Source organism: Bradyrhizobium sp. AZCC 1721, assembly GCF_036924715.1.
Taxonomy (GTDB): Bacteria; Pseudomonadota; Alphaproteobacteria; order Rhizobiales; family Xanthobacteraceae; genus Bradyrhizobium.
Map to the genome: position 1 here is coordinate 1,886,717 of NZ_JAZHSB010000001.1, position 25,418 is coordinate 1,912,134.

A 25,418-nucleotide genomic window follows, 5' to 3' on the forward strand; every position below is an offset into this window, starting at 1 on the left:
CAAATTGGCAAGCCTTAAGCCTGCAGTCATTCATATGCAATGCCCTGGTTGCGGTCGTTCGAATCCGGAAACAGCGCGCTTCTGCTCCCAATGTGGCGCGAGGCTGCATCTGGTCTGCGAGGCCTGTAGCTTCGAAAGCCCAGCTGGGTCTCGATTTTGTGGCCAGTGTGGTGCGCCACTTTCAGATCCCTTGGATGCTCAGCGCCTGGATCATCCCACATCAACGGGGCCGTCTGGCGCGACGAGCCATGATCAGCGCCCCGAGCGACGGCAGGTCACCGCGCTTTTCATTGACATGATCGGGTCGACCGATCTGTCGGTTCAACTCGATGAGGAGGAGTTCAGAGATATCATCTTCAGCTATCGGGACACCTGCGCAAACGCGGTACGACGCTTTGATGGCACCATCATTCGCTATGTCGGAGATGGGCTTCTTGTATGTTTCGGTTTTCCTGTAGCGCACGAGGATGATCCAGTTAGAGCCGTGCGCGCAGCCCTGTCGCTTCTGAACGACATGCGTCAACTTAATAGCCGGGAATCGTCGTCCAAGCCGCTGATCCACCTGCGCATGGGTATGCATACGGGCATTGTTATTGCCGGTGATTTGCGATCATCGGGAACGTTCGAGACAATGGGTATCCTCGGCGATACCCCCAACATCGCGTCCCGACTGCAACAAATCGCACCTCCGGATACCTTGGTAATTTCCGAAACGACCGCTCGGCTCGTCGGCAACCTGTTCGAACTTCAAGGCCTGGGACAGCACCTAATCCGCGGTACACAGGAAGCAACTAACCTTTACCAGGTTGTCGCTGAAAAGTTGGATTTCGGTCGTGATACGCTGCGCGCTGTCCACCCGATGGTTGGGCGCAGTCACGAGCTTGCCCTTCTGCAGGACCGTTTTGCTCAGACCATCGATGGAGAGGGACAACTAGTCCTCATTGCGGCTGAAGCTGGTGCGGGCAAGACACGCTTGGTACGCGAGTTCAAGGAAGCGCTTGCAGGCACGAAAGTATCGTCCGTCACCTGCTATTGCTCAGCGTACAATCAGTCGAGCGCGCTGTATCCAATTATTGAGTTGATCCGCCGCGCGCTGAGCTTGGATAGTATCGGAACCATCGAGGACAAGCTTGCGAGTATTGAAAAGGCCTTTGCCGGATTGGACTCCGTTACCCCCGCGGCCGCTGAGCTGATAGCTGAACTTCTCGAACTGCCAGTGTCGTCACCGATGCACGAATTGGCCCCTTCACAGCGTCGCGAGCTCTTGCTTGAGGTCCTCACACACTGGTTGCTTAGACAATCTGAACAGCTACCAGTCCTATTTATTGTTGAAGATCTTCATTGGGCTGATGCTTCGACAAGCAGCCTGCTCGCCCGGCTAATTCAGCGAATTTCGGCTCGGCAGGTAATGGCAATTTTCACGTTCCGACCGGAATTTAAGGCTGAGTGGATGCTGGAAGCGCAGGGGACGCGCCTCGGCCTCCGCCACCTCTCTCCGATCGAGGCTCGAACATTGGTCAAGCAAATCGTCGGGGCCGCGACCATCCCGACCGATGTGATCGAGCTGATCGTTACAAAGACGGGTGGCATACCGCTCTTCATCGAGGAGCTGACCAAGACGGTGGTTGAGGGCAATGTGTCCGCGAGCAGCGAGGATGATCTGCGACTTGCATCTGCCGTGGACAGCATTCCCTCGACGCTGAGGGGGTCACTGGCTGCCCGGCTGGATCGTCTTAAGGTCGCGAAACCGCTGGCGCAAATTGCTGCAACATTTGGCCGTGTTTTTGATGGGGAAGTTCTAAGTGCGATCACCGGCGAGAGCGAGGCGGAACTTCGCCATCGACTGGCTGAGCTCCTGCGCGAGGATTTCCTGCAGCAGCACGGAATACTCGGCCAAGCCAAGTATTCGTTCCGGCATGCGCTCATTCAAGACGCCGCATACGACTCGCTACTGAAAAGCGAGCGTCAGGCACTACATCGCAAGATTGCGGAGGTTCTGTCGAGCCGGTTTCCAGCCGTGGTCGCGGCGACGCCTGAAGTCGTTGCTCAGCATTACGCAGCCGCGAACCTCATTGAACCCGCCATATTGCATTGGGAAGCAGCGGGAAAAAAGGCTGCGGAGCGCTCGGCGAACGTGGAAGCCGCCAGTCACTTTGCGAGCGCACTGGCTGCACTGCGGCGCCTTCCTGATACAGTCGAGCGCGCGCGTCGCGAGCTCTCGCTGGAGATTGATCGGGGATCGCAGCTTCTCGCCACGAAGGGTAATGCTGCACCCGAGGTCGAAACGGTTTTCTCTCGCGCTTGCGAACTGAGCGAGCGGCTCGGGGAGCATCGCATGCTCTTTCGAGCCCTCTACGGACTCATGATGTTCTGCATCGTTCGAGGTCAGCTTGAGAAGGCGAAGACGCTGGGCGTGCGTCTGGTTGAACAAGCAGAACTGGCAAATGACCGCGATCTTCTGCTGCAGGCAAAGCGGCCGCTTGGGCTCACTCTTTTCTATCTTGGTCAATTCGCAGTTGCAAAAGCAACTCTTGAGGAGGCGCTCCGGCTCTATGATCCGGACCGGCACCATCATCACCGGTTTGAGTATGGTTCGGATCCTGCTGTTTTAGCCCAATGCAATCTCGCGTGGACTGAGTGGTTTTTGGGCTTGGCAGACAGTGCCGTGGTGGACAGTGCTCAGGCGATCGATAGAGCCGTTCAACTCGATCATCCCCACAGTCTTGGGTTTGCGTTGAGCTTCGAAGCTTCGATTCGACAGGCGCGAGGCGAGCCAGTCGAGGCCCTCGAAGCCGCCGAGCGAGCCATCAATGTCGGGCGTAAATATCGCTTTCCATATTGGAGTGCATGGGGCCAAATGCTGCGGGGCTGGGCCGTCGGCAAACTCGGCGACTTGCGAGAAGGCGCTGCAGAGATCGAGCAGGGTCTTGCGGACTATCGTGCAACGGGCGCAGAGCTCATGCGGCCATATGGCCTGATGCTGCTCGCCGAGACTGTTGCGGCAGACGGCGATGCGCAGCATGCACTTCATCTGCTCGATGAAGTCGTCGTGACCATATCGACGAACAAGACATTATTCTGCGAACCAGAATTACACAGACTCCGAGGCGAGCTGATTCTTGCTGGAAACCGCGGAAGTTCGAAGGCTCTCGATCTTATCCGAAGAGCCGCAGACCTCGCGCACGAAATGGGTGCCCAGGCGCTGGAATTGCGGGCGATACTCAGCTTGGCGTCGGCTACACAGGGCGATGAACGCGCCGCTATCTTGGAGAGGTTAAGCCGGCTCTACGGGCAAATGGCCGAAGGATTTGGCACGGCAGATATGATTTCGGCGGCTCGCCTGCTAAGTCTGACAACGGGACAGAATACGAACGCCTGATCCTGGGCCTCGAAGAACAGTACTCCGCACAGTCATTGATCGCCTCTGGCTCAGGCGACGAAAGATGAAATAGCCATTGGGCATCTTTCGGACATAGCCTTCGATAACAAGATCAACCACTTCCATTGCTCCAACAGAAATTCCCAATGCGTCTCCCCTTCTTCTACGGCTGGCTGATCGTTGTGGTGACGTTCGTCACCATGGCGATTGGCGTCAATGCGCGCACCGCCTTCTCGCTGTTCTTTCCGCCGATCATTGGCGAGTTCGGATGGGACCGCGGCGTCACCGCGGGCGCGTTTTCGTTCGGCTTCGTGGTTTCCGGCGGCGTCAGCCCGCTGATCGGCCGCATGATGGATCGCCTCGGGCCGCGTGCGGTGATGGAGCTCGGCGTTGCGCTGATGGGCAGCGGGCTCTTGCTGGCGCCGCTGACGACGCAGCCCTGGCATCTCTATCTCACCATCGGCGTGCTGGTCGGCGCGGGCAGCGTGTGCCTCGGCTATTCCGGCCAATCGCTGTTTCTGCCGAACTGGTTCATTCGCCGCCGCGGGCTCGCCATGGGGCTCGCCTTTGCCGGCGTCGGCATCGGCTCGGTAACGCTGCTACCGTGGGTGCAGCACATGATCGAGCAGACCGGCTGGCGCACTGCCTGCACCGCGATGGGTATTCTGGTGCTCGCCGTGCTTGCGCCGATCAACCTTCTGCTGCGAAAACGGCCCGAGGATATCGGGCTGTTGCCGGATGGCGACGCGGCGCCGTCGGCGACATCGGCTGCACCTCGCTCGAACATTGTCGATCCCGTCTGGGCAGCCACCGACTGGACGCTGCCCCGCGCGCTGCGTACCGCGCGATTCTGGTGGATTTCGCTCGGCTATTTCGGTGGCCTGTATGTCTGGTACGCGGTGCAGGTGCACCAGACCAAATACCTGCTCGACATCGGCTTCAGCGCCAACGTGGCGGTATGGGCGCTCGGCGTCGTCAGCCTGCTCGGCATACCGGGCCAGATCTGGCTCGGGCATCTTTCCGACCGGATCGGGCGCGAATGGATCTGGGCCATTAGCTGTGCCGGCTTTGCGATCTGCTTCGCGGCGCTGATCGCCTTGAAATTCGCGCCGGTACTGCCTTTGGTCTATCTCATGATCTTCACGCAAGGCGCGCTCGGCTATGGCCTGACCTCGATCATGGGCGCGGTGGTGCTGGAGATCTTTCAGGGCAAGCAATACGGCAGCATCTTCGGCACCATCATGCTGGCGGCGCTGGCCGGAGGCGCGGCGGGCCCATGGGTGACCGGGCTGCTGTATGACCTTTCAGGCAGCTATACGCTCGCCTTCGCGTTCGGCATCGCCGTCAGCATCCTGTCGGTAGTGGCGATCAGGCAGGCATCGCCGGGCAAGGTGAGGGCGGTCGCGGGACAAATGCACAAGATGCCATTCAAGGACGACACGGGTTAGCCGCAACTGGAGGCACGGCTCATTGCAGGCGCGGTTCAACGTCGAACGTTTTGCGCAGCACTTCCGCACCGTCCCTGGTCACGCGATACGTCGCAGTGTAGCGGCCGGCCGGCCACGCTGCCTCCGTGCGCTTCTTTCCCGTGATCATGAGGAATTGCGCCATGTCCCGGTCGAGCGCGGGAGGGCTGTTGGCCGCGACGGAAGCGCCGCCCGGTCCGTGCACCGTGAGGGATTGCAGGTCGCCGGCCTGCAAGCCGATGGCTCTCACATAAGCGACGAGCGCATCCGAACCCGACGTGACGGGCTGCCTGCCGATTTCGCCGGACTCGACCAACTCCATGGTCGGGGCGATGCCGGCAAAGCCGTAATCGATAATTTCGCGGGGCCGGTATTGCATCTGTTCGCCAAGCGAAGCGGCCCAGATCGACCGGCCGCCGCCGCAGGAATTCTCGGGCGCACCATAGGCAAAGGGATCCACGATCTTTCCGCGATGCCTTACCGTGAAATGAAGGTGAAAAAATTCGGTGTCGCCGGATAGTCCGACCAGGCCGATCGGCTGCCCCGTCGTCACTTGATCGCCGACCTTGATCCGAACGCTGCCTTTGGCCATGTGGCAATATTGCGTGCGCCAGCCGCCCTCGTGTTCGATGACCGCGCCGTTGCCGCATTCCTTTCCGGCGATGGCGGCCTTGCCCGCGGTCCTGATCGAGACGTCGTCCATATCGTTTCGCGTCCCGATGACGCGTCCCGGCGCCGCGGCGAGCACCTCTATCCCCTGTCTTTGTATTTCCAGGTTCGCAATCCTGACGTCGGTGCCGTCGTGACCGTCATAGCTGCGCCCGCCGCAGCGATAGTCACGGGCCTTGTCCGACGCGTCGTGATCGACATAGTTTTGAAAGAAGCAGGTCAGGCCCGGCTGACATTTGACAGGCAGCACGAGCGAGATGACTTCCTCGGCCTTGGCGCCGAGCGTGGTGGCAAAACACAGCGAAATCAGGATCAGGTATTTCAGGTGCGGCCATCCGGATGCTGCGAAGCGGCGCACAGCTTGGCGCGCGGAATGTGTCGAATATCTGGTTTCGGCGTTCGCGAGCATTCGCGAAAGGCAGCGATTGCGACGCGTCGCGCGAGAAAGATATTTTCGTCTCATGCCGATGAAATTCCCATCGCCCGTTGCAGGTCGCCGATGGCGCGAAAAAAGCTGTCGGGCGGCGTGGTCTCGGGATCGATCAGGCGGTGCAGGCGAAAACCATCCTCCAGCGCCAGCACCAGGGCGCCCGCCCAGGTCGGATTGAGAATGGTCGTCCTGCCGCTGTTCCTGGCCGTGGTCTCGATGATGTCGGTGACCAGCTTTCGCCGGGCGCGCAGCCGTTTGGCAAGTTCGGGCCGGCGCTTTTCGGCACGCGCCACGAACAGGATCATTTCCATGTGCAACAGGGGCGAGCGGCCGAGCGGATCCTGCTGGCTTCTATTCATGGTCCTTAGCGCATCGATGAAGTCGGCAAGGTTCCTGTGCCGCTCGAGCAGATCGCGGATACGCCCGATCGATTGCTCGACGTGATCCTCGAGCATGGCGATGATCAGTTCGTCCTTGCTCTTGAAGTTCGAATAGAATGCCCCGCGCGTGAAGCCGGCCGCCGCCGCAATCGCCTCGATGCTGGCGCCGCCAATCCCCTGTTCCTCGAACACGCGCGCCGCCGCCTCGAACAGCTTTTCGCGGGTGTCGTCCCTTGTGGGTCTGGTTCGCACTCTTGACATCTGTCCAGTTTAGGCGAGAATGCAACTCAATACAATAATGTATCGAATTTCGACCAATCGGCCCGGGGCAAGACGCGCTGAATGGCGCACAGCCAGCAGGAGGTCACCATGAACGAGCATGTTCAGGCTGCCAGTAGCGCGCCGTTGTTCAATCCGCTGGCTCCGGAATTCATTCGCAACCCCTATCCGCATTACGAGCGGATGCGCACCACCGATCCCGTGCATCTGACGCCGCTAGGGATGTATGTCGCAAGCCGTCATGCCGAGGTCAGCCTCGTCATGCGCGACAAGCGGTTCGGCAAGGATTATGTCGAGCGCACCGTCCGCCGCTACGGCCCCAAGATCATGGACGAGCCGGTGTTCCGCAGCATGAGCCACTGGATGCTGCAGCAGGATCCGCCGGACCACACCCGTTTGCGCGGCCTGGTGGTGAAGGCCTTTACCGCGCGCCGGGTCGAGGACATGCGCCCGCGCATCCAGCAGGTCGTCGACGAGACGCTCGACCGTATCATCCCGCAGGGGCAGATGGACCTGATCGAGGATTTCGCGTTCCGCCTGCCGGTCACCATCATCTGCGACATGCTGGGGATCCCTGAGGACCATCGCGAGGCGTTTTATACCGGTTCACGCGACGGCGGACGCCTGCTCGATCCGGTGCCGTTGTCGCCGGAGGAGATCAAGCAGGGCAACGCCAGCAACGCGCTGGCCACGATGTATTTCCAGCAACTGTTCGATCTCAGGCGCAAAAGCCCGGGCGACGACCTGATCACCCAACTGGTGCAGGCCGAGGAAGACGGCAGCAAGCTTACCAATGAGGAACTGACCGCCAATATCATCCTGCTGTTCGGAGCCGGCCACGAGACCACCGTCAACCTGATCGGCAACGGCTTGCTGGCACTGCACCGCAATCCAGACCAGCTCGCGCTGCTCAAGGCGAGGCCCGAGCTCATCACCAACGCCATCGAGGAATTCCTGCGCTACGATTCCTCGGTGCAGTTGACCGGGCGGGTGGCGCTGGAGGATATCGACGATCTCGGCGGAAAACGCATTCCGAAGGGCGAGAGCGTGCTGTGCCTGCTCGGCTCGGCCAACCACGACCCGGCGGTCTATCCGGACCACCCGGAGCGGCTGGATATCACCCGGCCCAACGTGAAGCCGCTATCGTTCGGCGGCGGCATCCACTTCTGCCTCGGGGCCCAGTTGGCGCGGATCGAGGCCGAGATCGCGATCTCGACCCTGTTGCGTCGGCTACCGGACCTGCGGCTCGATGACGCTGTCAATGCGGAATGGCGGCCGACCTTCGTGCTGCGCGGCCTGAAGCGCCTGCCGGCGAGCTGGTAAGGCTCTGACAACTCCCATGGCCGCCGGTTTTGAGCCCCAGGTTCAGTGGGCACAGCCTGGCGAGGCTGTTGTCAGTATGCCGCTGTGACTTCGCCATACTTCTCTCTATATTCCGGGCAGCTCCGGGGCAGGGTTCCGGCATGGCGCGCGGCCTGCGCCGGGGCGGTTCAAGGGGAAGCACCGTGCAGACGACACTGCTCGGCCTGGCAATCGCCTTCATCGTTGCGCTGATTGCCGCGCTGATCGGGCCGTATTTTATCGACTGGAACCAGTTCCGGCCGCAGTTCGAGGCTGAGGCGAGCCGGATCATTGGCGCGCCGGTGCGCGTCGGCGGCAAGCTCGACGCGCGCCTATTGCCGGCGCCGTCGCTGCAATTGCACTCGGTCGTGGTCGGCGGCGTCAACGATCTCGGCAAGGTTCGCGCCGACAAGCTCGACGTGGAATTCAGCCTGGGCTCGCTGATGCGCGGCGAGGTGCGCGCCACCGAGTTGACGATCAACCGCATGTCGCTCGATCTCGGCCTCGATACCAGAGGACGGATCGACTGGCCGGCATCGACCGGAACGTTCAATCTGGGTTCACTGGCGATCGATCGGGTCAATCTGACCGGCCGCATCGCCCTGCATGATGCGGTCAGCCGCTCTAAGCTCGAACTGAACGACATCGCTTTCAGCGGCGACGTGCGTTCGCTGGCCGGTTCGATCCGCGGCGATGGCAATTTCATGCTGTCGGGCACGCGCTATCCGTTTCGGGTCTCCTCGGGGCAGGGTCCCGAGGGCAACGGCACCCGCGTTCATCTCAATATCGACCCAGGCCAGCGTTCGCTCGCCATCGATCTCGACGGCCTGCTGAACTTCGATTCCCGCGCGCCGCGGTTTGAAGGCGCGATAACGCTCGTCGCTCCTCCCGGCCAGAAGGGCAAGGGCAACGATCCACCGTGGCGTATCGCAGCGAAGGTCAAGTCCGATTATTCGACGGCACGGCTGGAACAGGTTGAAGTGACTTATGGCGCCGAGGAGCGCGCCCTGAAGCTTGCGGGCGGCGGCGACATCCGTTTCGGCCCGACGCCGCTGCTGCGCGCGGCGCTGTCGGCACGTCAGCTCGATGCCGACAGGTTCGTTGCCAAGGAAAATGGCAACTCGACTGAGCCGGCTCGCGCGCTGTCGGCGCTGCAGGCGCTCAGCTCCGTCATTCCGCATCTGCCGATCCCAGCGCAAATCGAGCTCGCCTCCGAGCAGGTCATGCTTGGCGGGCGCCCCTTGCAGGACATCGCTGCCGAGCTCGAAGGCGATGCCAAGTCCTGGCGAGTCCACAGGCTGGAGTTCCGCGCGCCTGGCGCGACCAGGGTTTCGCTCGCCGAGGCCGGCGCGAAGACCGCTGTACCGGACCGCTTCAAGGCCGCGCTCAGCGTCGAATCCTCCGATCCCGACGCGCTCTTGACCTGGCTGCAGGGCCGCGGCGAAACCGCTTATCGCAGCCAGAAGCCGCTTCGCCTGCGCGGCGACATCACCGTGGCGCCCGAAGGCTTTGCCATCGACACCATGAAGGCCGACATCGATGGCGGCACGGTGGAGGGACGGGTGGTGGTGTCGCACCGGCAAGCCGCTCACGGCTCCAGGATCGATGCCGACCTGAAAGCGGCGCGTCTTGATCTGGATGCCGCCACGGCCTTTGCGCGGTCGCTTGTAGGGCCGCAAGGCGAGTGGCCGGACGAGGGGAAGCTCTCGCTCGATATCGGCCGCGCCACCTCCGCCGGCCAGGAGCTATCCCCGCTGCTCGCCAGGCTGGCTTACTCGCCGGCAAAGATATCGCTCGAGCAGTTGAAGATCGGCGAGCTTGAAAACGTGACGCTGGACGGCGCCGGCAATTTCGACCGCGTCAACGCGACCGGATGGTTCGCGCTCAATTCGAGCGCTGCCTCGCTCGGCCGGCTGACCAGCCTGATCGTTCCCTTTTCACCGCCGCTGGCCGCGCGGCTCAGTGCGATGGGGACGAGCCCGGGTCCGGCGCGCCTGAAACTGGCGCTTGACCTCACCAAAAATGCCGGGCCGTCCGATCGCGTCCAGGCGCGCGCCACGGCCGAACTCGACTCGCCACTGCTCAAGGGCACCAGTACGATCACCGCCAGACCCGCCGTCGCGGCGATCCAGGGCATCGATCTGGCCGCGCTCCAGCGCAGCGAGGTCTGGATCGATTCGAAATTGTCGTCGGAGCAAGGACGCACCTTGCTGGCATTGCTCGGCTTCGATCGCGCCATCACGGCGGGCGATGGTCCCGCGCAATTCGAGAGCACCGCGACGGGTGCGTGGGGTGCGCCGTTGCGGCTCAAGGCAAAGATCTCGGGAACAGGACTCGACGCCGAAGCGGAAGGCTCCGCCGAACCATGGGCGTCGGAGGCAAAGGCAGTTCTCGGCCTGAAAGTTCGCAGCGCCGATTTCGCCCCGCTGCTCGATCTCAAACCGGCGGATACGCTGGCGCAGAACATCGGCCTGTCCTCGCGCGTGCAGCTTGCCGGCAATCGGCTGACCTTCGACGATCTCGACAGCAGCGTCGGCGGTTCGCGCCTGCGCGGCCGCGTGGCGGTGACGCTCGGCGAGGAAAAGGAGTTCGAGGGTGAGATCGGCGCCGACCAGCTCGCGCTGACGCCGGCCCTTGCCCTGGCGTTCGGTGCCGCCGGACACGATGCCACCGAGCCGCTCGGCCCCGGGCTTGCGAAGGGTTGGCGCGGCAGCATCGCGTTTCAGGCGTTGCGCGGCCTGCTTCCGGGCGGAAGCGAATTGCAGCCGGTGAGCGGGGTGATCAAGAGCGACGGCAAGTCGCTGACCTTCGATGCCATCAAAGGCAAGATCGGCGGCGGCGATGTCACGGCCACGATCGATGCAAGGCCGGGCGCGCACGGAATTGCCTTGAACGCGAGCGTCCAGCTTTCCGGTGTCGACGGCGCGGCGCTGCGCTATCGCAATCTCGCGATGCCTGCCGGCCGCGCGTCGATGCAGGTGACACTGACGACCCAGGGCCGCAGCGCCTCGGCGCTGGCGGGCGCGCTGTCCGGCAGCGGAACGCTGACGCTGGACGCGGCCAGGATATCAGGCCTTGATCCGCGCGCTTTCGAGGTGGCGGTGCGCGCCAATGACAACGGGCAGGCCAAGGACGACGTTCGATTGAAGCAGATCGTCGAATCCGCTCTTCCGGCCGGCGCGCTTGCGGTGCCTTCGGCGCAAATCCCGTTCACCATCAGGGACGGCCGGCTTCGCGTCGGGGCGACGACGCTGGACGGCAATGGCGTGCGGGCCATCGTCTCCGGCGGATACGATATCGCCGCCGATCAGGCCGATATCCGCGCCGCCCTTTCGCTGACGATGACGACCGGGCGTCCGGAGATTCAACTGCTTGCCGTGGGGACGCCCGATGCGCTGACCCGCAGCGTCGACGTTGCCCCGTTGTCTTCGTGGCTGGCGGTGCGTGCGATCGATCACGAAACGCGAAGGCTCGATGCCATCGAGCGCGGCGAGCCGCCGCCGCCGTCGCCGCCACCAATCGTGCTGCCTACGGAGGGGCAGTTGCCGATTCCGGAGGCGGTGCCGAGCGCGCCGGTCGTCGCGCCAAAGGGGCGCGATCCACGGCGACCTCCGGCGAAGAAGACGACCGCGCCGCGTCCGCCCGTCGTGAACGCGCCGCCGGCGCCTGTCGCAGGCCAGCCGCAGGTTGCGCCGCTGCCGCCGCCGATCGACGTCAGGCCCGCGCCCGGCGCCGCCAAGCCGAAGCCGCGTCCGCCACTTGCGCTGACGCCGCAGTTCGCCAATCCGCCGCCGCGCTCCAATTAGCCGAGCGCGATCTCCCGGCCGATCCCGATCGCCCGCAAAAATGCCTCGTCGTGGCTGACGGCGATCAGCGCGCCGTCGAATCCTTTTAGTGCACTCTCCAGCTCCTCGATCGAGGCGAGATCGAGATGGTTGGTCGGCTCGTCCAGCAGCAGGAGCAAAGGCGGCTGCGGTCGCGCGAATACGCAGGCCAAACCCGCGCGCAGCCGCTCGCCGCCGCTCAGCGTCGCCGCGATCTGCAGCGCTGCCTTGTTACGGAACGCAAACCGCGCCAGGGCGGCGTGCGCCGCGTTGGCCGAGAGTTCCGGATTGAGGCGCCGCAGATTGTCGAGAATGCTTAAGCCGGGATCGAGCAGGCCGACATGCTGATCGAGCACGGCAATACGGTCGGTGAGGCGGCTGATATCGCCGCCCGCCGGTTTCAACTCACCGGTGAGCAGGCGGAACAAGGTGGTCTTGCCAGAACCGTTGGCGCCGCGGATGGCGATCCGCTCGGGTCCGCGAACCCCGAACGACAGCGGTCCGAACAGATGACGCTCGCCAAAGGCCATCACAACGTCCTTCAAGGCGACGAGTTCGCGGCCGCCGGGCAGATGGGTGCGCGGTAGATCGATCGAAAGCGGCGTCAGGATCTCGACGTGCGCCTTGGCGATTTCCAGCGCCTCGGTGCGCTCGCCGAGCAGGCGGCTGGCGAGCCCGCTTTCGCGCGCAGCGCTGTTCTCGGCGCGCTCCTTCTCGCGGTCCATGAACATCTTGTCCTCGATGCCCTTGGCGCGGCAGGCGCGGCCGGCCTTGTCGCGGCGCGCCTTCTTTTCCCGCGCCTTCTGCACTGCGCGCTCGGTATTGCGTAAGGCATCCGAGGCGCGGTCGAGGTCATCGGCGGCGCGGGCCCGCGCCGCCTCACGCGCCTTGGCAAATTCCGGCCACGCGCCGCCGAACAGGGTGACGCCCACCGGCGTCAGTTCGACGATGCGGTCGACGCGTTCAAGCAGCGTGCGATCGTGGCTGGCGACGAGGACGCCGCCCTGCCAGCGTTCGAGCATCTGCGCCACGGCCTGCCTTCCGTCAGTATCGAGATTGTTGGTCGGCTCGTCCAATAGCAGCAGATCGGGTGCCTCGATCAAAAGCCGCGCCAGCGCCACCCGCGTTCGCTCGCCGCCGCTCAAGGAGACGATCGGGCGATCGAGCGGCAGCGACGGCAGTCCGGCCTCGACCAGCGCCGCCTGTATTTGCGCTTCCAGCGTCCAATCCGCTTCCGTCGCGTCATCAAGCGATCCTTCGCCGCGTTCGAGCCGGCGCAGGCGGGCGAGGCCGCCGGCGACGCCGAGCGCCTCGTCGGTCGTTAGCCGTTCGTCAGTCAGTTGTGCGAGCATGCCGATCGAGCCGATGCGTTGCAGCGATCCGCCGGCAGGTTCGATCTCGCCCGCAACCAGGCGCAGCAATGAGGATTTGCCGCAGCCGTTGCGGCCGACAAGGCCAGTGCGCTCGCGCCCTATGGCGAGCGTCAATCCGTCGAACAGCGGGCGTCCGTCAGGCGTGGCGAGGCAAATGGAATCCAGAACGAGAAAGGCAGGCATGGAGAGCTTCCGAAAATGGACTGAGGTCGCGAGGCGCGGTCAGCTTTGCGATGTCCATTTCTCTCTCCAGGGGGTCTCTACGCTTCTTCAGCCGGTTTTCGCCGGGTTCCGTCCGTCGCTTTTGCGCGGACTGCAACGACCGTCGATTAGATACGCATTGCCGTCATTCGTCCAGCTAGAGCGTTTTCAAGCGAAGTGGACACCGGTTGCGTCAAGAAAACGCGTCAAAACAAGAATCTAGAGCCCGGTTCTGATTCAATCAGAACCGAAAAGGCTCTAGGCAGGGTGCAAACGGTTTGCGCGCGGCTTGGCGGGAATACTTCATTCGCGGCGGGGTCTCTACTTCCGGCTGGAACATAGATGCGCTCACGCAGGAAACCCGGAGGTTTGCATGATGAAGTCGGCAATCAAGTTCGCTACGCTGGCGTTGTTTTCAATGGCTATGATCGCATCGCCGCCATCCGTTCCGGCCTTTGCCGCAGGAGGCGGCGGTGATCCGCCTTCGGCCAGCCCGCCGCCGCCGGACACCAGATCCGCTCCCAAATCAACCTCGAAGTCGAAGAAGAAGGCCCCCAAACAGTCGAGCGCCGACGATGATGCGTTTCGGCAGGGGTACCGTGCCGCGCATGCGACGATCTATGAGCGCAACGGGTTCGCTGGGGCCATCGAGCAGCTAAAGGCGCTCGGCCGTGACGATAACGCTGATGTTGCCAATCTGATCGGTTATTCCTATCGCAAGCTCGGCGACTACAGGCTGTCGCAGGCTTGGTACGAGCGCGCGTTGAAGGCGGATCCGAACCACGTGCTGACCTGGCAGTATTACGGCCTGTGGCAGGTCGAGCAGGGCAATCGCGATCAGGCGTCGTATCATCTGACGCGGATCGCGGCGATTTGCGGCACGGCTTGTGAGGAGTATCGATCGCTGGCCGCTGCGCTCGAAAAGCCGCCCGGCACCGGACTCGTTTATTGAGCTTATGACCTAACAGGGCGGGTGCGTTGCGGCGCGCTCGCCTGATCGAGGCTTACGCCTGCGGCCGCGGTGCGTCCGGCGCGGCGGCCGGCATGGCGCGGGTACGGAAATAGTCGAGCACGAAAAGCCGGATCGCCGAGGACAGGTTGCCCTGCTGGCGATTGCTGTCGATCTCGCCGACCAGTTCGGACAGCGTCATGTTCCGCAGACCCGAGATTTCCTTCATCCCGTTCCAGAAAGCTTCTTCGAGGCTGACGCTGGTCTTGTGACCGGCAACGACGATCGAGCGTTTGACGACGGGCGACTTCATGATGCCTCTCCGTCCTCGAGCTTGTGCTGGTCCAGAAGATCGCCGGCGCGATCCTTGCGACGTTCAGCGAGCGTGCGTTCGGCCTTGGTTCGGCCAAAGCGTGCGCGGTTGGCATCGGCTTGCTTTGCCGATTGTTCCCGTTCGATGCGCTTCTTGAATCGCTTCAGATTGATCACGTCTCCCATGCTCGCCTCCATCATCCGGCGACTCGAAGACATGATGATTCATGGGGCGGAAAAACGTCGCGTCGTGCGCAAGCAAATTTGATGGTCATTCGGAATCCCCGTCTACCGGCTCTGATAGCATCAAAAAATACATTTCGCTCTGCGAAAAATCGAATAATTCCTGCTCCTACCATGCGTCAACACAACGGCGATAGATGATCCACCTCATTCTTCAGTATCGTCCATAGTTTATATCTCTCATCCGTAGTTTCCCGGGGCCCAAGCGGCGATCAGCCCGGGTGTGTCATTTTGTCCGGCTGCATCAGGCGTTCGAATTCGGCGGCGTCCACAAACCCGAGGCGCAGAGCTTCTTCTTTCAATGTCGTTCCGCGCGCGTGCGCCGATTTGGCGACCTTCGCCGCGTTGTCGTATCCGATCCTGGGGGCCAGTGCGGTGACCAGCATCAGCGAGCGCTCCATCAATTCGCGGATTCGCTTTTCGTCGGCGCGGATGCCCACCACGCAATGTTCGGTGAACGAGCGTGCCGCGTCCGACAGCAGTTGAATGGAATGCATCATACAATATGCCAATACGGGTTTGTAAACATTCAATTCGAAATGCCCCTGGCTGCCGGCGACGGTGACGGTGGTCTGGTTGCCGAACACCTGACAGCAGACCATGGTCATCGCTTCGCACTGAGTCGGGTTGACCTTGCCGGGCATGATCGACGAGCCCGGTTCGTTTTCCGGCAGGATCAATTCTCCGAGACCGGAACGCGGGCCCGAACCCAACAGGCGAATGTCATTGGCGATCTTGAACAGGCCGGTCGCCGCCGAATTGATCGCGCCATGCACCAGCACATAGGCGTCGTTGCAAGCCAGCGCCTCGAACTTGTTGGGTGCGCTGGTGAACGGCAGCCTTGTGATTTTCGCGACATGCTTGGCGAACAGCTTTGCAAATTTCGGCTTCGAGTTGAGACCGGTTCCAACCGCGGTGCCGCCTTGCGCCAACGGGAACAGTTCCTTCACCGCGGCTCGCAGCCGCGCGATCCCGCTCTCGACCTGCGCGGCGTAGCCCGAAAATTCCTGCCCCAGCGTCAATGGCGTTGCGTCCTGGGTGTGGGTTCTCCCGATCTTGACGATTTTGGCGAACGCCTTTTCCTTCTTGCGCAATTCGCGATGCAACTCGTCGAGCGCCGGAATCAGGTCGGCGACGATGCGTCCGGCGGCAGCGATATGCATCGCCGTCGGGAATGAATCGTTCGACGACTGACTCATGTTGACGTGGTCGTTGGGATGAACCGGTTTCTTGGCGCCGAGTTCGCCGCCCAGCATCTGGTTGGCGCGGTTGGCGATCACCTCGTTGAGATTCATGTTGGTCTGGGTGCCCGAGCCGGTCTGCCAGACGACCAGCGGGAAGTGATCGTCGAGCTTGCCTTCGATCACCTCGCGTGCGGCGCGGATGATGGCGCTGGCTCTGCGCGCATCGAGCAGTCCGAGCTCCCGGTTGGTTTGGGCGGCGGCGAGCTTGACGATACCGAGCGCATGGACGATCGCGATCGGCATACGGTCCTGGCCGATCTTGAAATTCTGTCGCGAGCGCTCGGTTTGCGCGCCCCAATAGCGGTCAGCGGGAACGTCGATCGGACCGAAGCTGTCGGTCTCGCTACGGGTAGATTTGTTTCCGGATGTTTTTGCTCGAGCCATGCGTATGTCCGTTGCGCCGTGAAAGGGCGGAACGCGTACACTACAGCGTAGCGGATTTTCTCGCGCTTAGATTATTTCTTGCGGAAACGATCCAGTCGCACCACTTCAGCGCCTTCGCTCGTCTTTGCCGGCTCGTCCTCGATTTCCGCTGCGGGCTCCGGCGCGGCGACGGGCAGGGCGGACGGCGCGGAAACCGCCGGCACCTTCGCCGCGGGCGCCTCTGGCACCGTTTCCGACGGCTCGAATTGCAGGCCGAACTGTACCGACGGATCGAGGAAGCTCTTGATCGCCGCGAACGGCACCACCAGCCGCTCGGGGATGCCGCCGAACGACAGGCCGACCTCGAAACGATCCTCCGTCACCACCAGATCCCAGAACTGATGCTGCAGGATGATCGTCATCTCTTCCGGATATTGCGCCAACAGCCGCGGCGACAGCTTCACGCCGTCGGCGGTGGACAGGAAGGTGATGAAGAAATGATGCTCGCCGGGCAGGCCATGTTCGGCCGCGTCAGCCAGCACGCGGCGCAGCACTCCGCGCAGCGCGTCGCGCGCCAGCACGTCATAACGGATGTGATCGGTCGCCATGGTCGTCCTGTCAGGTTTTATGGCCGCCGGTCCCCCGACTCGCCCCTTTGCCCCCATGCTACCCCGGCGGGAGCCGCAGGTCAGCAGGCGCGACGGATCGAATTTGCAGCAACGGCTCCCGTCGGCCGGAAATGAAAAGAATTAAGTGGAGGCTTCTGTTGCCAGGTGCCTCCGAACCCCGCCTAGCGGAGCTTAACCCGCTAGGACTTTAGATCGGTCTTTCAAACTGCGTTACGCAGCCTGAGCAACCGGAGCATAGTTGTCGTTTGCAACTATTGCATAGCCCGATAACGGCGGAACAATACCGGGAAAAAACTCGTCCTTTACGCCCTCGTCGATCCTGGTTCGCCCCCGCCGAAACCCACCACGGGAGGGGTGGGCTTGGGTGGAGGCGCCGGGTACTGCCCCCGGGTCCGAATGGTTTATTGCGACGGTCATTTATTTCCATAGCCGGCGAACCGGCACCTCCAATATAGGGTGCAGGTACGGAGAAAAACAGGGCCAAAGGCGCTGAACAGGAAGGGAACATGGACCCCAACTTTCGGTTTGCTGTCGCTCAGTTGCGGTTTCGCCACGGATTCGACGATTCCAAAAGGTGCGTCCACGTCCATTGCACGAATTATGCGCAGTTCACCGCCATCCCCAGCGCTCGACCCGCGGTCGTAACGCGATCGGCAATTCACTCGCGTGTGTTGCAGTGCTCCGACCGCAAAAGTTGCGAACTGCGCGCCCTTCATGGGGTTTGATGGCGGCTTTGGCCGCTCCGTTTACCGTCGGCTCTGGAGTGTTTGGGTTTTGCTGGCGTTGTCTGAGGAAAGTCGCTAGGCAGTTTCCGGGACAAGTATCCAGGTTATCCAAGCAAACGGGCGAGAAGCCTGTCTTGGGGAGGAGAGATATCCATGAATGCTACGCCGGGCCATGCGCCGGTCAAATCCATCATGCCGAAATGGGTTCGCAACCCGCAGGAGTTTGTCGGCGGAATTGCCCTGATGGCGATTGCCGTGTTCGCCCTCTGGGCGTCCAGCGACCTGCAGGGCATGCGCGGATTTTCGTTCGGCGCCGGCACCGCGCCGCGGATGTTCGGATTTTTGCTGCTGGGACTAGGCGCCCTCATTACCGTCGTCGGCGTTGTCACCGAAGGTCCCCATCTCGCGAAATACCATTGGCGGGGACCGTTTTTCGTGACGATCGCAATTTTGACGTTTGCCTTCACGATCAGACCCATGGGAATGATCTTTGCCGCCATGGCCGCCTTCTTGATCGCGGCATGCGGGTCACCGGAAACCCGGTGGAAGGAGACGCTGATCGTCGCCGTCTGCCTGACGGCGTTTTGCAGCCTGCTGTTTCCATATGCGCTCGGACTGCCGTTGCAGCTCCTGCCGACTTTCATGATTCGGTGAGGGTGCGATGGGAGATATCTTCTCAAATCTTGGACTCGGCTTCGGCGTCGTTTTCCAGTTCGTGCAGTGGACACCCGCATTCCTTGGCGGAATTTCCATTCCGATCCCGGTCAATATTCTGCTGTGCCTGATCGGCGCACTGGTCGGTACGCTGGTTGGCGTGCTGCCCGGCATTGGCACCATCGCTACGGTGGCCATGCTGCTGCCGATCACCTTTGGCCTGCCCCCGGTAGGCGCACTGATCATGCTGGCCGGCATCTATTACGGTGCGCAATATGGCGGCTCGACCACGTCGATCCTGGTCAATATTCCAGGTGAGGCCGGCTCGGTGGTCACTGCGCTTGACGGCTTCCAGATGGCGAAGAGAGGCCGCGCCGGCCCGGCGCTCGCGATCGCCGCGATCGGATCGTTCTTCGCCGGCTGTGTCGCGACCGTGCTGATTGCCCTGCTGGGCGCGCCGCTCACCAAGATTGCGCTGGCGTTCGGTCCTGCAGAATACTTCTCGCTGATGGTGCTCGGCCTGATCTTCGCGGTTGTGCTCGCGAAAGGCTCGGTGCTGAAGGCGATCGCGATGATCGTGATGGGCCTGCTGCTTTCGATGGTCGGGTCCGACATCGAGACCGGCGCGTCTCGCATGGCCTTCAACATTCCCGAACTGGCTGACGGTCTTGGTTTTGCCACGCTGGCGATGGGATTGTTCGGCTTTGCAGAAATCATTCGCAATCTCGATGCCGGCGGCGAAACCGATCGCAAGCTGGTCCAGGAGAAGGTGTCGGGACTGATGCCGACGCGGAGGGATCTCAAGGAGACGACCCCTGCGATCCTGCGCGGCACTGTGCTCGGATCGATTCTCGGCATTCTGCCGGGCGGCGGCGCCGTGATCGCATCCTTCGCGGCATACACGCTCGAGAAGAAGGTCGCGAAAGATCCTTCGAAGTTTGGTCATGGTGAAATCCGGGGCGTCGCAGCCCCCGAGAGTGCCAACAATGCCGCCGCCCAGACCTCCTTCATCCCGTTGCTCACGCTCGGCATCCCGCCCAATGCCGTCATGGCGCTGATGGTCGGCGCAATGACGATTCACGGCATCGTGCCCGGTCCCCAGGTGATGCAGAAGCAGCCGGACCTGGTGTGGGGCATGATTGCCTCGATGTGGGTCGGCAACCTGATGCTGCTGATCATCAACCTGCCTTTGGTGGGCATTTGGGTCCGGCTGTTGCGCGTGCCGTACCGGTTGATGTTCCCGTCGATCGTGGTTTTCTGCTGTATCGGCATCTACTCCGTGAACAACGCGCCAACCGACGTCATGATCGCTGGTGCGTTCGGATTGGTCGGCTACTGGCTGATCAAGCACGATTTCGAGCCGGCCCCGTTGCTGCTCGGGATGGTGCTCGGGCCGCTGATGGAAGAAAACCTGCGCCGCGCACTCCTGATTTCGCGCGGCGACTGGTCCGTCTTCCTGACGCGACCATTGTCGGCGGTATTGATGGCGATTGCAGCCGCGTTGCTCATCCTTGCGGTGCTGCCGTCGCTGCGCAAGAAGCGCGATGAGGTGTTCGTGGAATCGGAGAACTGACCTGCGTCGGTGCGCCGCAGCCCGAAGGCTGGTCGATTTCGGGCATAATTTTCTATGCCATGGAAAATGCCGGCCGGCGGGCTCGGCATTGCAACGGATCCGGGAGATCAAAATGAATTGGTACGGTCGCTCGCTTGCGAGCGGTTTTCTGGCAGTGCTTGCGGGACTGGGCTTGTCTTCGCAGGTCCAGGCTCAGACTTATCCGACGCGCAACATCACCATGATCGTGCCGTTTGCGGCGGGTGGTCCGACGGACGTCATCGCGCGCATCGTCACTGGCCATATGGCGCAGACGCTCGGTCAAACCATCATCATCGAAAACGTGGTCGGCGCCGGCGGCACCACCGCCACCACCCGCGCCGCGCGCGCCGCCAATGACGGCTATACGCTGATCACGGGGCATATGGGCACGCATGCGGCTTCTGTGCCGCTTTATCCCAAGCTCGCCTATCACCCGGAAAAGGACTTCGAGCCGGTCGGACTGCTCGCCGGCACGCCGATCCTGATCCTGGCGCGCAAGGATTTTGCGCCAAAGGACCTCAAGGAATTCATCGCCTACGTCAAGGCGAACGAGTCCAAGGTCAACGCGGCGCATGCCGGCGTTGGCTCGGTCTCGAACGTATCGTGCGAACTGCTGAACTCGGTTCTGGGCGTCAAGCCGATCGGCGTTCCCTTCAACGGTACCGGTCCGGCGATGAACGCGCTGGTGGCCGGTCAGGTCGACTACATGTGCGACCAGATCGTCAATGCCGTGCCGCAGATCAACGGCGGCACCATCAAGGCCTACGCCGTGGCGACACCCGAGCGTAACCCGTCCTTGCCGAATGTTCCCACCACCACCGAGGCCGGCCTGCCGGCCTTCCAGGCCCAGGCATGGAACGCGATCTTCGCGCCCAAGGGAACGCCCCCGGATGTCGTCGCCAAGTTGAACGCCGCGATCGTCAAGGCGCTCGACGACGAGAATGTACGCAAGCGCCTGCTCGAACTCGGCAGCGTCATACCGCCTGCCGCCGATCGTACGCCGGCGGCGCTGGGAACGCTGGTAAAGAGCGAAATCGCGAAGTGGACACCGGTGGTCAAGCCGGTGAATTAATCCCCTGTAATCAGACGGATAGGCGAGGGGCGGAACGCGGGTTCCGCCCCTTGTCGTTTGTTCGGAGAGGGATCATTTTTCCGGGTATAATCGGGGTGCAAAGCCGAATCGGCGTGTCGATCGGATGTTCCGGCCGCTAAATTCGCCGTTCCGACAAAGGCCTGAAGCACAACCCATGAACCAGTACCACGACCTGCTCGAACGTATCCTCAGCGACGGCGCGGAGAAGCACGACCGCACCGGCACCGGCACGCTGTCGATCTTCGGTCATCAGATGCGGTTCAATCTCTCGGCCGGCTTTCCGATGCTGACCACCAAGCGGCTGCCGCTGAAGGCGATCGTGCATGAATTGCTCTGGTTCCTGGCCGGCGACACCAACATCAAATATCTCAGGGCTCACGGCGTTTCGATCTGGGATGAATGGGCCGACGCCAACGGCGATCTCGGCCCGGTCTACGGATCGCAATGGCGCTCGTGGCCGGCGCCGGACGGGCACAGCATCGACCAGATTTCCAACGTCATCGACATGATCAGGCGTAACCCGGATTCACGGCGGCTGATCGTGACCGCCTGGAATCCGGCCGACGTCGACAAGATGGCGCTGCCGCCCTGTCACTGCCTGTTTCAGTTCTACGTTGCGAACGGCAAGCTCTCCTGTCAGCTCTATCAGCGCTCAGCCGACGTGTTCCTCGGCGTGCCCTTCAACATCGCATCCTATTCGTTGCTGACGATGATGGTGGCGCAGGTGACCGGACTGAAGCCCGGTGACTTCGTGCACTCCCTGGGTGATGCGCATCTCTACTCCAACCACCTCGAGCAGGCACGTCTGCAACTGACGCGGCCGACGCGGCCGTTGCCGGTCATGAAGATCAATCCTGACGTGAAGGATATCTTCGCGTTCCGCTACGAGGATTTCGCGCTCGAAGGCTACGATCCGCACCCGCACATCAAGGCCGAAGTGGCTGTATGACCAGCGGTGTGAGCACCTGATGTCGCCGACGATCCGCCGCGCGCGCCCGGGCGAAGCAGGACTTGTCCTGTCCTTCGTTCGCGAACTCGCCGAATACGAAAAGCTGCTGCACGAAGTGGAAGCGACCGAGGCCGGTATCGATGCGGCGCTGTTCGGCGCCAATCCGCGCCTGTTCTGCGAGATCGCCGAGTGGGACGGAGAGCCGGCCGGCTTCGCGGTCTGGTTCGTGAATTTTTCAACCTTCAGCGGTCGCTCCGGCATCTATCTGGAAGATCTGTTCGTCCGCCCGGCGCTGCGCGGTAAGGGAATCGGCAAGGCGCTGCTGGTGCATCTCGCGAGGGAATGCGTGGCGAACGGCTGGTCGCGCTTGCAGTGGGCGGTGCTCGACTGGAACACGCCGTCGATTGAATTCTATAAGTCGCTCGGCGCGGTCTTGATGGACGACTGGACGGTGTGCCGGGTCGGCGGTCCGGCGCTGCGCGCGTTAGCGCAAGGGGAGCGGTGATGGAAATCGTTCTTATCGTCGCTGTCGCCGAGAACGGCGTGATCGGAGCCAGGGGGGCCATTCCATGGCGGCTAAAATCCGACATGGCGCGCTTCAAGGCGCTGACCTCGGGTAAACCTGTCGTCATGGGCCGGAAGACCTTCGTCTCGATCGGCCGGCCGCTCCCCGGACGGACCAATATTGTCGTCACCCGCGACGCTGGTTTTCGCGCCGATGGCGTGGTGGTTACCCATTCGTTCAGCGACGCGAAGGCGATCGCCACCGGCGATGCACTGCGACGTTTCGCCACTGAGATCGCCGTGATCGGCGGCGCGGAAATCTACGCGCAATGGATGGACAGCGCCGATCGCCTGGAGATTACCGAGGTGCACACCCGGCCCGACGGCGATACGCGTTTCCCGGCAGTCGATGCAACCGCATGGGAAGAGGCGGCGCGCGTACGGAATCCGGCCGGTCCGGACGATAGCGCCGATTTCTCCTATGTGACATTTCGTCGGCGCCGACAGGGTTAACCTCGCTAACCAATGTTTACATTGACAATTGTGGCGTCAGGCATAGCTGCTTCGTGCAGGAAGCTTGCATTGTAAGGGACCTAGCGGTCCCCTATAAAGCCGGGCTGATAGGCGAGGCTGGGCATCCTGCCCAAAACAGGCGGACCCGGGCCCTCGCGGAGGAGAGTTTGCATGCCGTGGAAGAATCAGGGTGGGGGTCCATGGGGCCCGGGTCCGAAGGGACCGTGGGGTTCGGGTCCGCAGTCGGGCGGGCCGAGGCCACCTGATCTTGAGGATCTGCTGCGGCGCGGCCAGGACAAGCTGCAACAGCTTCTGCCGGGCGGCCATTTCAGCGGCATGGGCATCGCGCTGGTGCTGGCCGGTGCGCTGGTGATCTGGGGATTGTCCGGATTCTTCCGCGTGCAGTCGGAAGAACTCGGTGTCGTCTTGCGCTTCGGCAAGCATGTGCGCACCGTGGAACCCGGGCTGAACTATCATCTGCCTTATCCGATCGAAACCGTGCTGCTGCCGAAGGCGCTGCGCGTCTCCACCATTTCGATCGGCATGAGCCTGATCGACGACCCGGCGCGGCGCGGCCGCACCATGCGGGACGTGCCGGAAGAAAGCCTGATGCTGACGGGCGACGAGAACATCGTCGACGTCGACTTCACGGTGCTGTGGCGGATCAAGCCCAACGGCGTGGGCAATTTCCTCTTCAACATCCAGAATCCCGAAGGCACCGTCAAGGCGGTGGCCGAAAGCGCGATGCGCGAGGTGATCGGGCGTTCGCAGATCCAGCCGATCCTCACCGGCGCCCGCAATCTGACCGAGCAGGCCGTCCACGAGCTGATGCAGAAGACGCTGGATACGTACGGATCCGGCGTTCAGATCACGCAGGTGCAGATGCAGAAGGTCGACCCGCCCGCGCAAGTGATCGACTCGTTCCGCGACGTGCAGGCCGCGCGCGCCGACTTCGAGCGGCTGCAGAACGAGGCGCAGACCTATGCCAACCGCGTCATCCCCGACGCCCGCGGCCGCGCTGCGCAGATCCTGCAGGTCGCCGAAGGTTACAGGGAACAGGCGATCGCCGAGGCCAAGGGCCAGAGCGCGCGCTTCATGAAGGTGTACGAGGAATACAACAAGGCCAAGGACGTGACGCGGCAGCGAATTTACCTGGAGACGATGGAGCGGATTCTCGGCGGCTCCGAGAAGCTGGTCTATGACGGCGGCAATTCCGCACAGAGCATCGTGCCTTATCTGCCGCTCAGTGAGTTGACGCCGCGCCGTCCGGCGCCGACGGCCGGTCAGCAGCAGCAGGGGGGCACGCGATGAGGTCCCCGGTTACAGGTATTGTCACCCTGATCCTGCTGTTCGCCCTGGTGATCGTGGGCTACAGCTCGATCTTCACGGTGTCGCAGACCGAGCAGGCGCTCGTGGTCCGGCTCGGCCGGCCGGTCGACGTCGTGTCCGAGCCGGGTCTGAACTTCAAGGCGCCGTTCATCGACACCGTCATCAGCATCGACAAGCGCATCCTCGATCTGGAAAATCCATCGCAGGAAGTCATTGCTTCCGACCAGAAACGGCTCGTCGTCGACGCCTTCGCCCGCTACCGGATCAAGAACCCGCTGCGCTTCTATCAGAGCATCGGCTCGATCCAGGCCGCCAACATCCAGCTCACCACGCTGCTGAACGCGGCGCTGCGCCGCGTGCTGGGCGAGGTCAACTTCATTACCGTGGTGCGCGACGAACGGGAAACGCTGATGACGCGGATTCGGGATCAACTCGACAGAGAGGCTGACCAATACGGCATCCAACTGGTCGACGTGCGTATCCGTCGCGCTGATCTGCCCGAGGCCAACAGCCAGGCGGTCTATCAGCGCATGCAGACCGAGCGGCAGCGCGAGGCGGCGGAGTTCCGCGCCCAGGGCGGCCAGAAGTCGCAGGAGATCCGCTCTAAGGCTGATCGCGAGGCCACCGTCATCGTCGCGGAGGCCAATTCGACCGCCGAGCAGACGCGCGGCGTGGGCGACGCCGAACGCAACCGGTTGTTCGCCGAGGCCTATGGCCGGGATGCGGATTTCTTCGCCTTCTATCGTTCGATGTCGGCCTATGAGACTGGGCTGCGCTCCAACGATACCCGTTTCCTGCTGCGGCCCGATTCCGAGTTCTTCCGCTTCTTCGCCAATCCGTCGGGCCATCCGCCGGCGGCGGCCGCGGCGCCGAAGCCTTAAACGGCCGGCCCGCACAATACGCACGTTACGGCGAAGCGGGGGGCCGCTTCGCCGGCACAAAAACAAAAGGCGCTTGACTAGCGGGGGGATGCCA

20 protein-coding genes and 1 other RNA gene are annotated in these 25,418 nt (G+C 62.6%); 13 read left to right on the top strand and 8 right to left on the bottom strand.

All coding sequences use genetic code 11. The features are described 5' to 3' along the window. Positions 1 to 34 precede the first annotated feature (34 nt). Positions 35 to 3,379 carry an adenylate/guanylate cyclase domain-containing protein gene (locus V1273_RS09185; RefSeq protein WP_334369201.1) on the top strand — a complete coding sequence of 1,115 codons (3,345 nt, stop codon included), beginning with the start codon at positions 35 to 37 and terminating at the stop codon, positions 3,377 to 3,379. Between the two features lie 146 nt (positions 3,380 to 3,525). Further along, positions 3,526 to 4,827, top strand: a complete 1,302-nt coding sequence (locus tag V1273_RS09190; RefSeq protein ID WP_334409352.1) for an MFS transporter — start codon at positions 3,526 to 3,528, stop codon at positions 4,825 to 4,827. 19 nt (positions 4,828 to 4,846) lie between these two features. On the opposite strand, the gene V1273_RS09195 is transcribed toward V1273_RS09190, so the two are convergent. Continuing rightward, on the bottom strand, positions 4,847 to 5,872 hold the full coding sequence (locus V1273_RS09195; RefSeq protein WP_334409353.1) for a M23 family metallopeptidase: 1,026 nt from the start codon (positions 5,870 to 5,872) through the stop codon (positions 4,847 to 4,849). A 101-nt stretch (positions 5,873 to 5,973) separates the two neighbouring features. Beyond that, complete coding sequence (locus V1273_RS09200; RefSeq protein ID WP_334367472.1) at positions 5,974 to 6,585, bottom strand: TetR/AcrR family transcriptional regulator; 612 nt, start codon at positions 6,583 to 6,585, stop codon at positions 5,974 to 5,976. 108 nt (positions 6,586 to 6,693) lie between these two features. On the opposite strand from V1273_RS09200, the gene V1273_RS09205 reads away from it, so the two are divergent. Both V1273_RS09205 and V1273_RS09210 read left to right on the top strand, forming a co-directional pair. Continuing rightward, positions 6,694 to 7,926, top strand: a complete 1,233-nt coding sequence (locus tag V1273_RS09205; protein ID WP_334409354.1) for a cytochrome P450 — start codon at positions 6,694 to 6,696, stop codon at positions 7,924 to 7,926. A 182-nt stretch (positions 7,927 to 8,108) separates the two neighbouring features. Continuing rightward, the gene (locus tag V1273_RS09210; RefSeq protein WP_334409355.1) at positions 8,109 to 11,750 is read left to right on the top strand and encodes an AsmA family protein; all 3,642 of its coding nucleotides are present in this window, start codon (positions 8,109 to 8,111) and stop codon (positions 11,748 to 11,750) included. On the opposite strand, the gene V1273_RS09215 is transcribed toward V1273_RS09210, so the two are convergent. After that, positions 11,747 to 13,324 (bottom strand): ABC-F family ATP-binding cassette domain-containing protein, encoded by a 1,578-nt coding sequence (locus V1273_RS09215; RefSeq protein ID WP_334383396.1) that lies wholly within the window; start codon positions 13,322 to 13,324, stop codon positions 11,747 to 11,749. The genes V1273_RS09210 and V1273_RS09215 overlap by 4 nt on opposite strands. Positions 13,325 to 13,715: 391 nt before the next feature. Between V1273_RS09215 and V1273_RS09220 the strand changes: the two genes are divergently transcribed. Continuing rightward, positions 13,716 to 14,294: a tetratricopeptide repeat protein gene (locus tag V1273_RS09220; RefSeq protein ID WP_334409357.1), complete on the top strand. Its 579-nt coding sequence runs from the start codon at positions 13,716 to 13,718 to the stop codon at positions 14,292 to 14,294. A gap of 52 nt (positions 14,295 to 14,346) precedes the next feature. Here the strand turns inward: V1273_RS09220 and V1273_RS09225 are convergent, their stop codons facing one another. The 5 genes from V1273_RS09225 to ssrA form a co-directional block, all read right to left on the bottom strand. Further along, complete coding sequence (locus V1273_RS09225; RefSeq protein WP_028350320.1) at positions 14,347 to 14,604, bottom strand: ribbon-helix-helix domain-containing protein; 258 nt, start codon at positions 14,602 to 14,604, stop codon at positions 14,347 to 14,349. After that, positions 14,601 to 14,789, bottom strand: a complete 189-nt coding sequence (locus V1273_RS09230; RefSeq protein WP_334409359.1) for a DUF4169 family protein — start codon at positions 14,787 to 14,789, stop codon at positions 14,601 to 14,603. Before V1273_RS09230 ends, V1273_RS09225 begins: the two co-directional genes overlap by 4 nt. Positions 14,790 to 15,058: 269 nt before the next feature. After that, on the bottom strand, positions 15,059 to 16,474 hold the full coding sequence (fumC, locus tag V1273_RS09235; protein WP_334409361.1) for a class II fumarate hydratase: 1,416 nt from the start codon (positions 16,472 to 16,474) through the stop codon (positions 15,059 to 15,061). Positions 16,475 to 16,545: 71 nt separating this feature from the next. After that, complete coding sequence (locus tag V1273_RS09240) at positions 16,546 to 17,061, bottom strand: SspB family protein (RefSeq protein ID WP_334367479.1); 516 nt, start codon at positions 17,059 to 17,061, stop codon at positions 16,546 to 16,548. A gap of 144 nt (positions 17,062 to 17,205) precedes the next feature. Continuing rightward, positions 17,206 to 17,563, bottom strand: a transfer-messenger RNA (tmRNA) gene (gene ssrA, locus V1273_RS09245). A gap of 397 nt (positions 17,564 to 17,960) precedes the next feature. Between ssrA and V1273_RS09250 the strand changes: the two genes are divergently transcribed. The 8 genes from V1273_RS09250 to hflC all read left to right on the top strand — a co-directional run bounded on the left by V1273_RS09250 (position 17,961) and on the right by hflC (position 25,324). After that, positions 17,961 to 18,461: a tripartite tricarboxylate transporter TctB family protein gene (locus V1273_RS09250; protein WP_334367480.1), complete on the top strand. Its 501-nt coding sequence runs from the start codon at positions 17,961 to 17,963 to the stop codon at positions 18,459 to 18,461. 7 nt (positions 18,462 to 18,468) lie between these two features. Continuing rightward, positions 18,469 to 20,034, top strand: coding sequence for a tripartite tricarboxylate transporter permease (locus V1273_RS09255; protein WP_334367481.1), 1,566 nt, complete (start codon positions 18,469 to 18,471; stop codon positions 20,032 to 20,034). Between the two features lie 112 nt (positions 20,035 to 20,146). Then, the gene (locus V1273_RS09260; RefSeq protein WP_334409362.1) at positions 20,147 to 21,127 is read left to right on the top strand and encodes a tripartite tricarboxylate transporter substrate binding protein BugD; all 981 of its coding nucleotides are present in this window, start codon (positions 20,147 to 20,149) and stop codon (positions 21,125 to 21,127) included. A 175-nt stretch (positions 21,128 to 21,302) separates the two neighbouring features. Beyond that, positions 21,303 to 22,097, top strand: coding sequence for a thymidylate synthase (locus V1273_RS09265; protein ID WP_334409363.1), 795 nt, complete (start codon positions 21,303 to 21,305; stop codon positions 22,095 to 22,097). Between the two features lie 19 nt (positions 22,098 to 22,116). Beyond that, positions 22,117 to 22,602, top strand: coding sequence for a GNAT family N-acetyltransferase (locus tag V1273_RS09270; protein ID WP_334409364.1), 486 nt, complete (start codon positions 22,117 to 22,119; stop codon positions 22,600 to 22,602). After that, positions 22,602 to 23,114, top strand: coding sequence for a dihydrofolate reductase (locus V1273_RS09275; protein ID WP_334383392.1), 513 nt, complete (start codon positions 22,602 to 22,604; stop codon positions 23,112 to 23,114). The genes V1273_RS09270 and V1273_RS09275 overlap by 1 nt, the downstream gene beginning before the upstream one ends. Positions 23,115 to 23,285: 171 nt before the next feature. Continuing rightward, the gene (gene hflK / locus V1273_RS09280) at positions 23,286 to 24,425 is read left to right on the top strand and encodes an FtsH protease activity modulator HflK (protein WP_334367486.1); all 1,140 of its coding nucleotides are present in this window, start codon (positions 23,286 to 23,288) and stop codon (positions 24,423 to 24,425) included. Next, positions 24,422 to 25,324: a protease modulator HflC gene (gene hflC / locus V1273_RS09285; protein ID WP_334409366.1), complete on the top strand. Its 903-nt coding sequence runs from the start codon at positions 24,422 to 24,424 to the stop codon at positions 25,322 to 25,324. Before hflK ends, hflC begins: the two co-directional genes overlap by 4 nt. Positions 25,325 to 25,418: the final 94 nt, after the last annotated feature.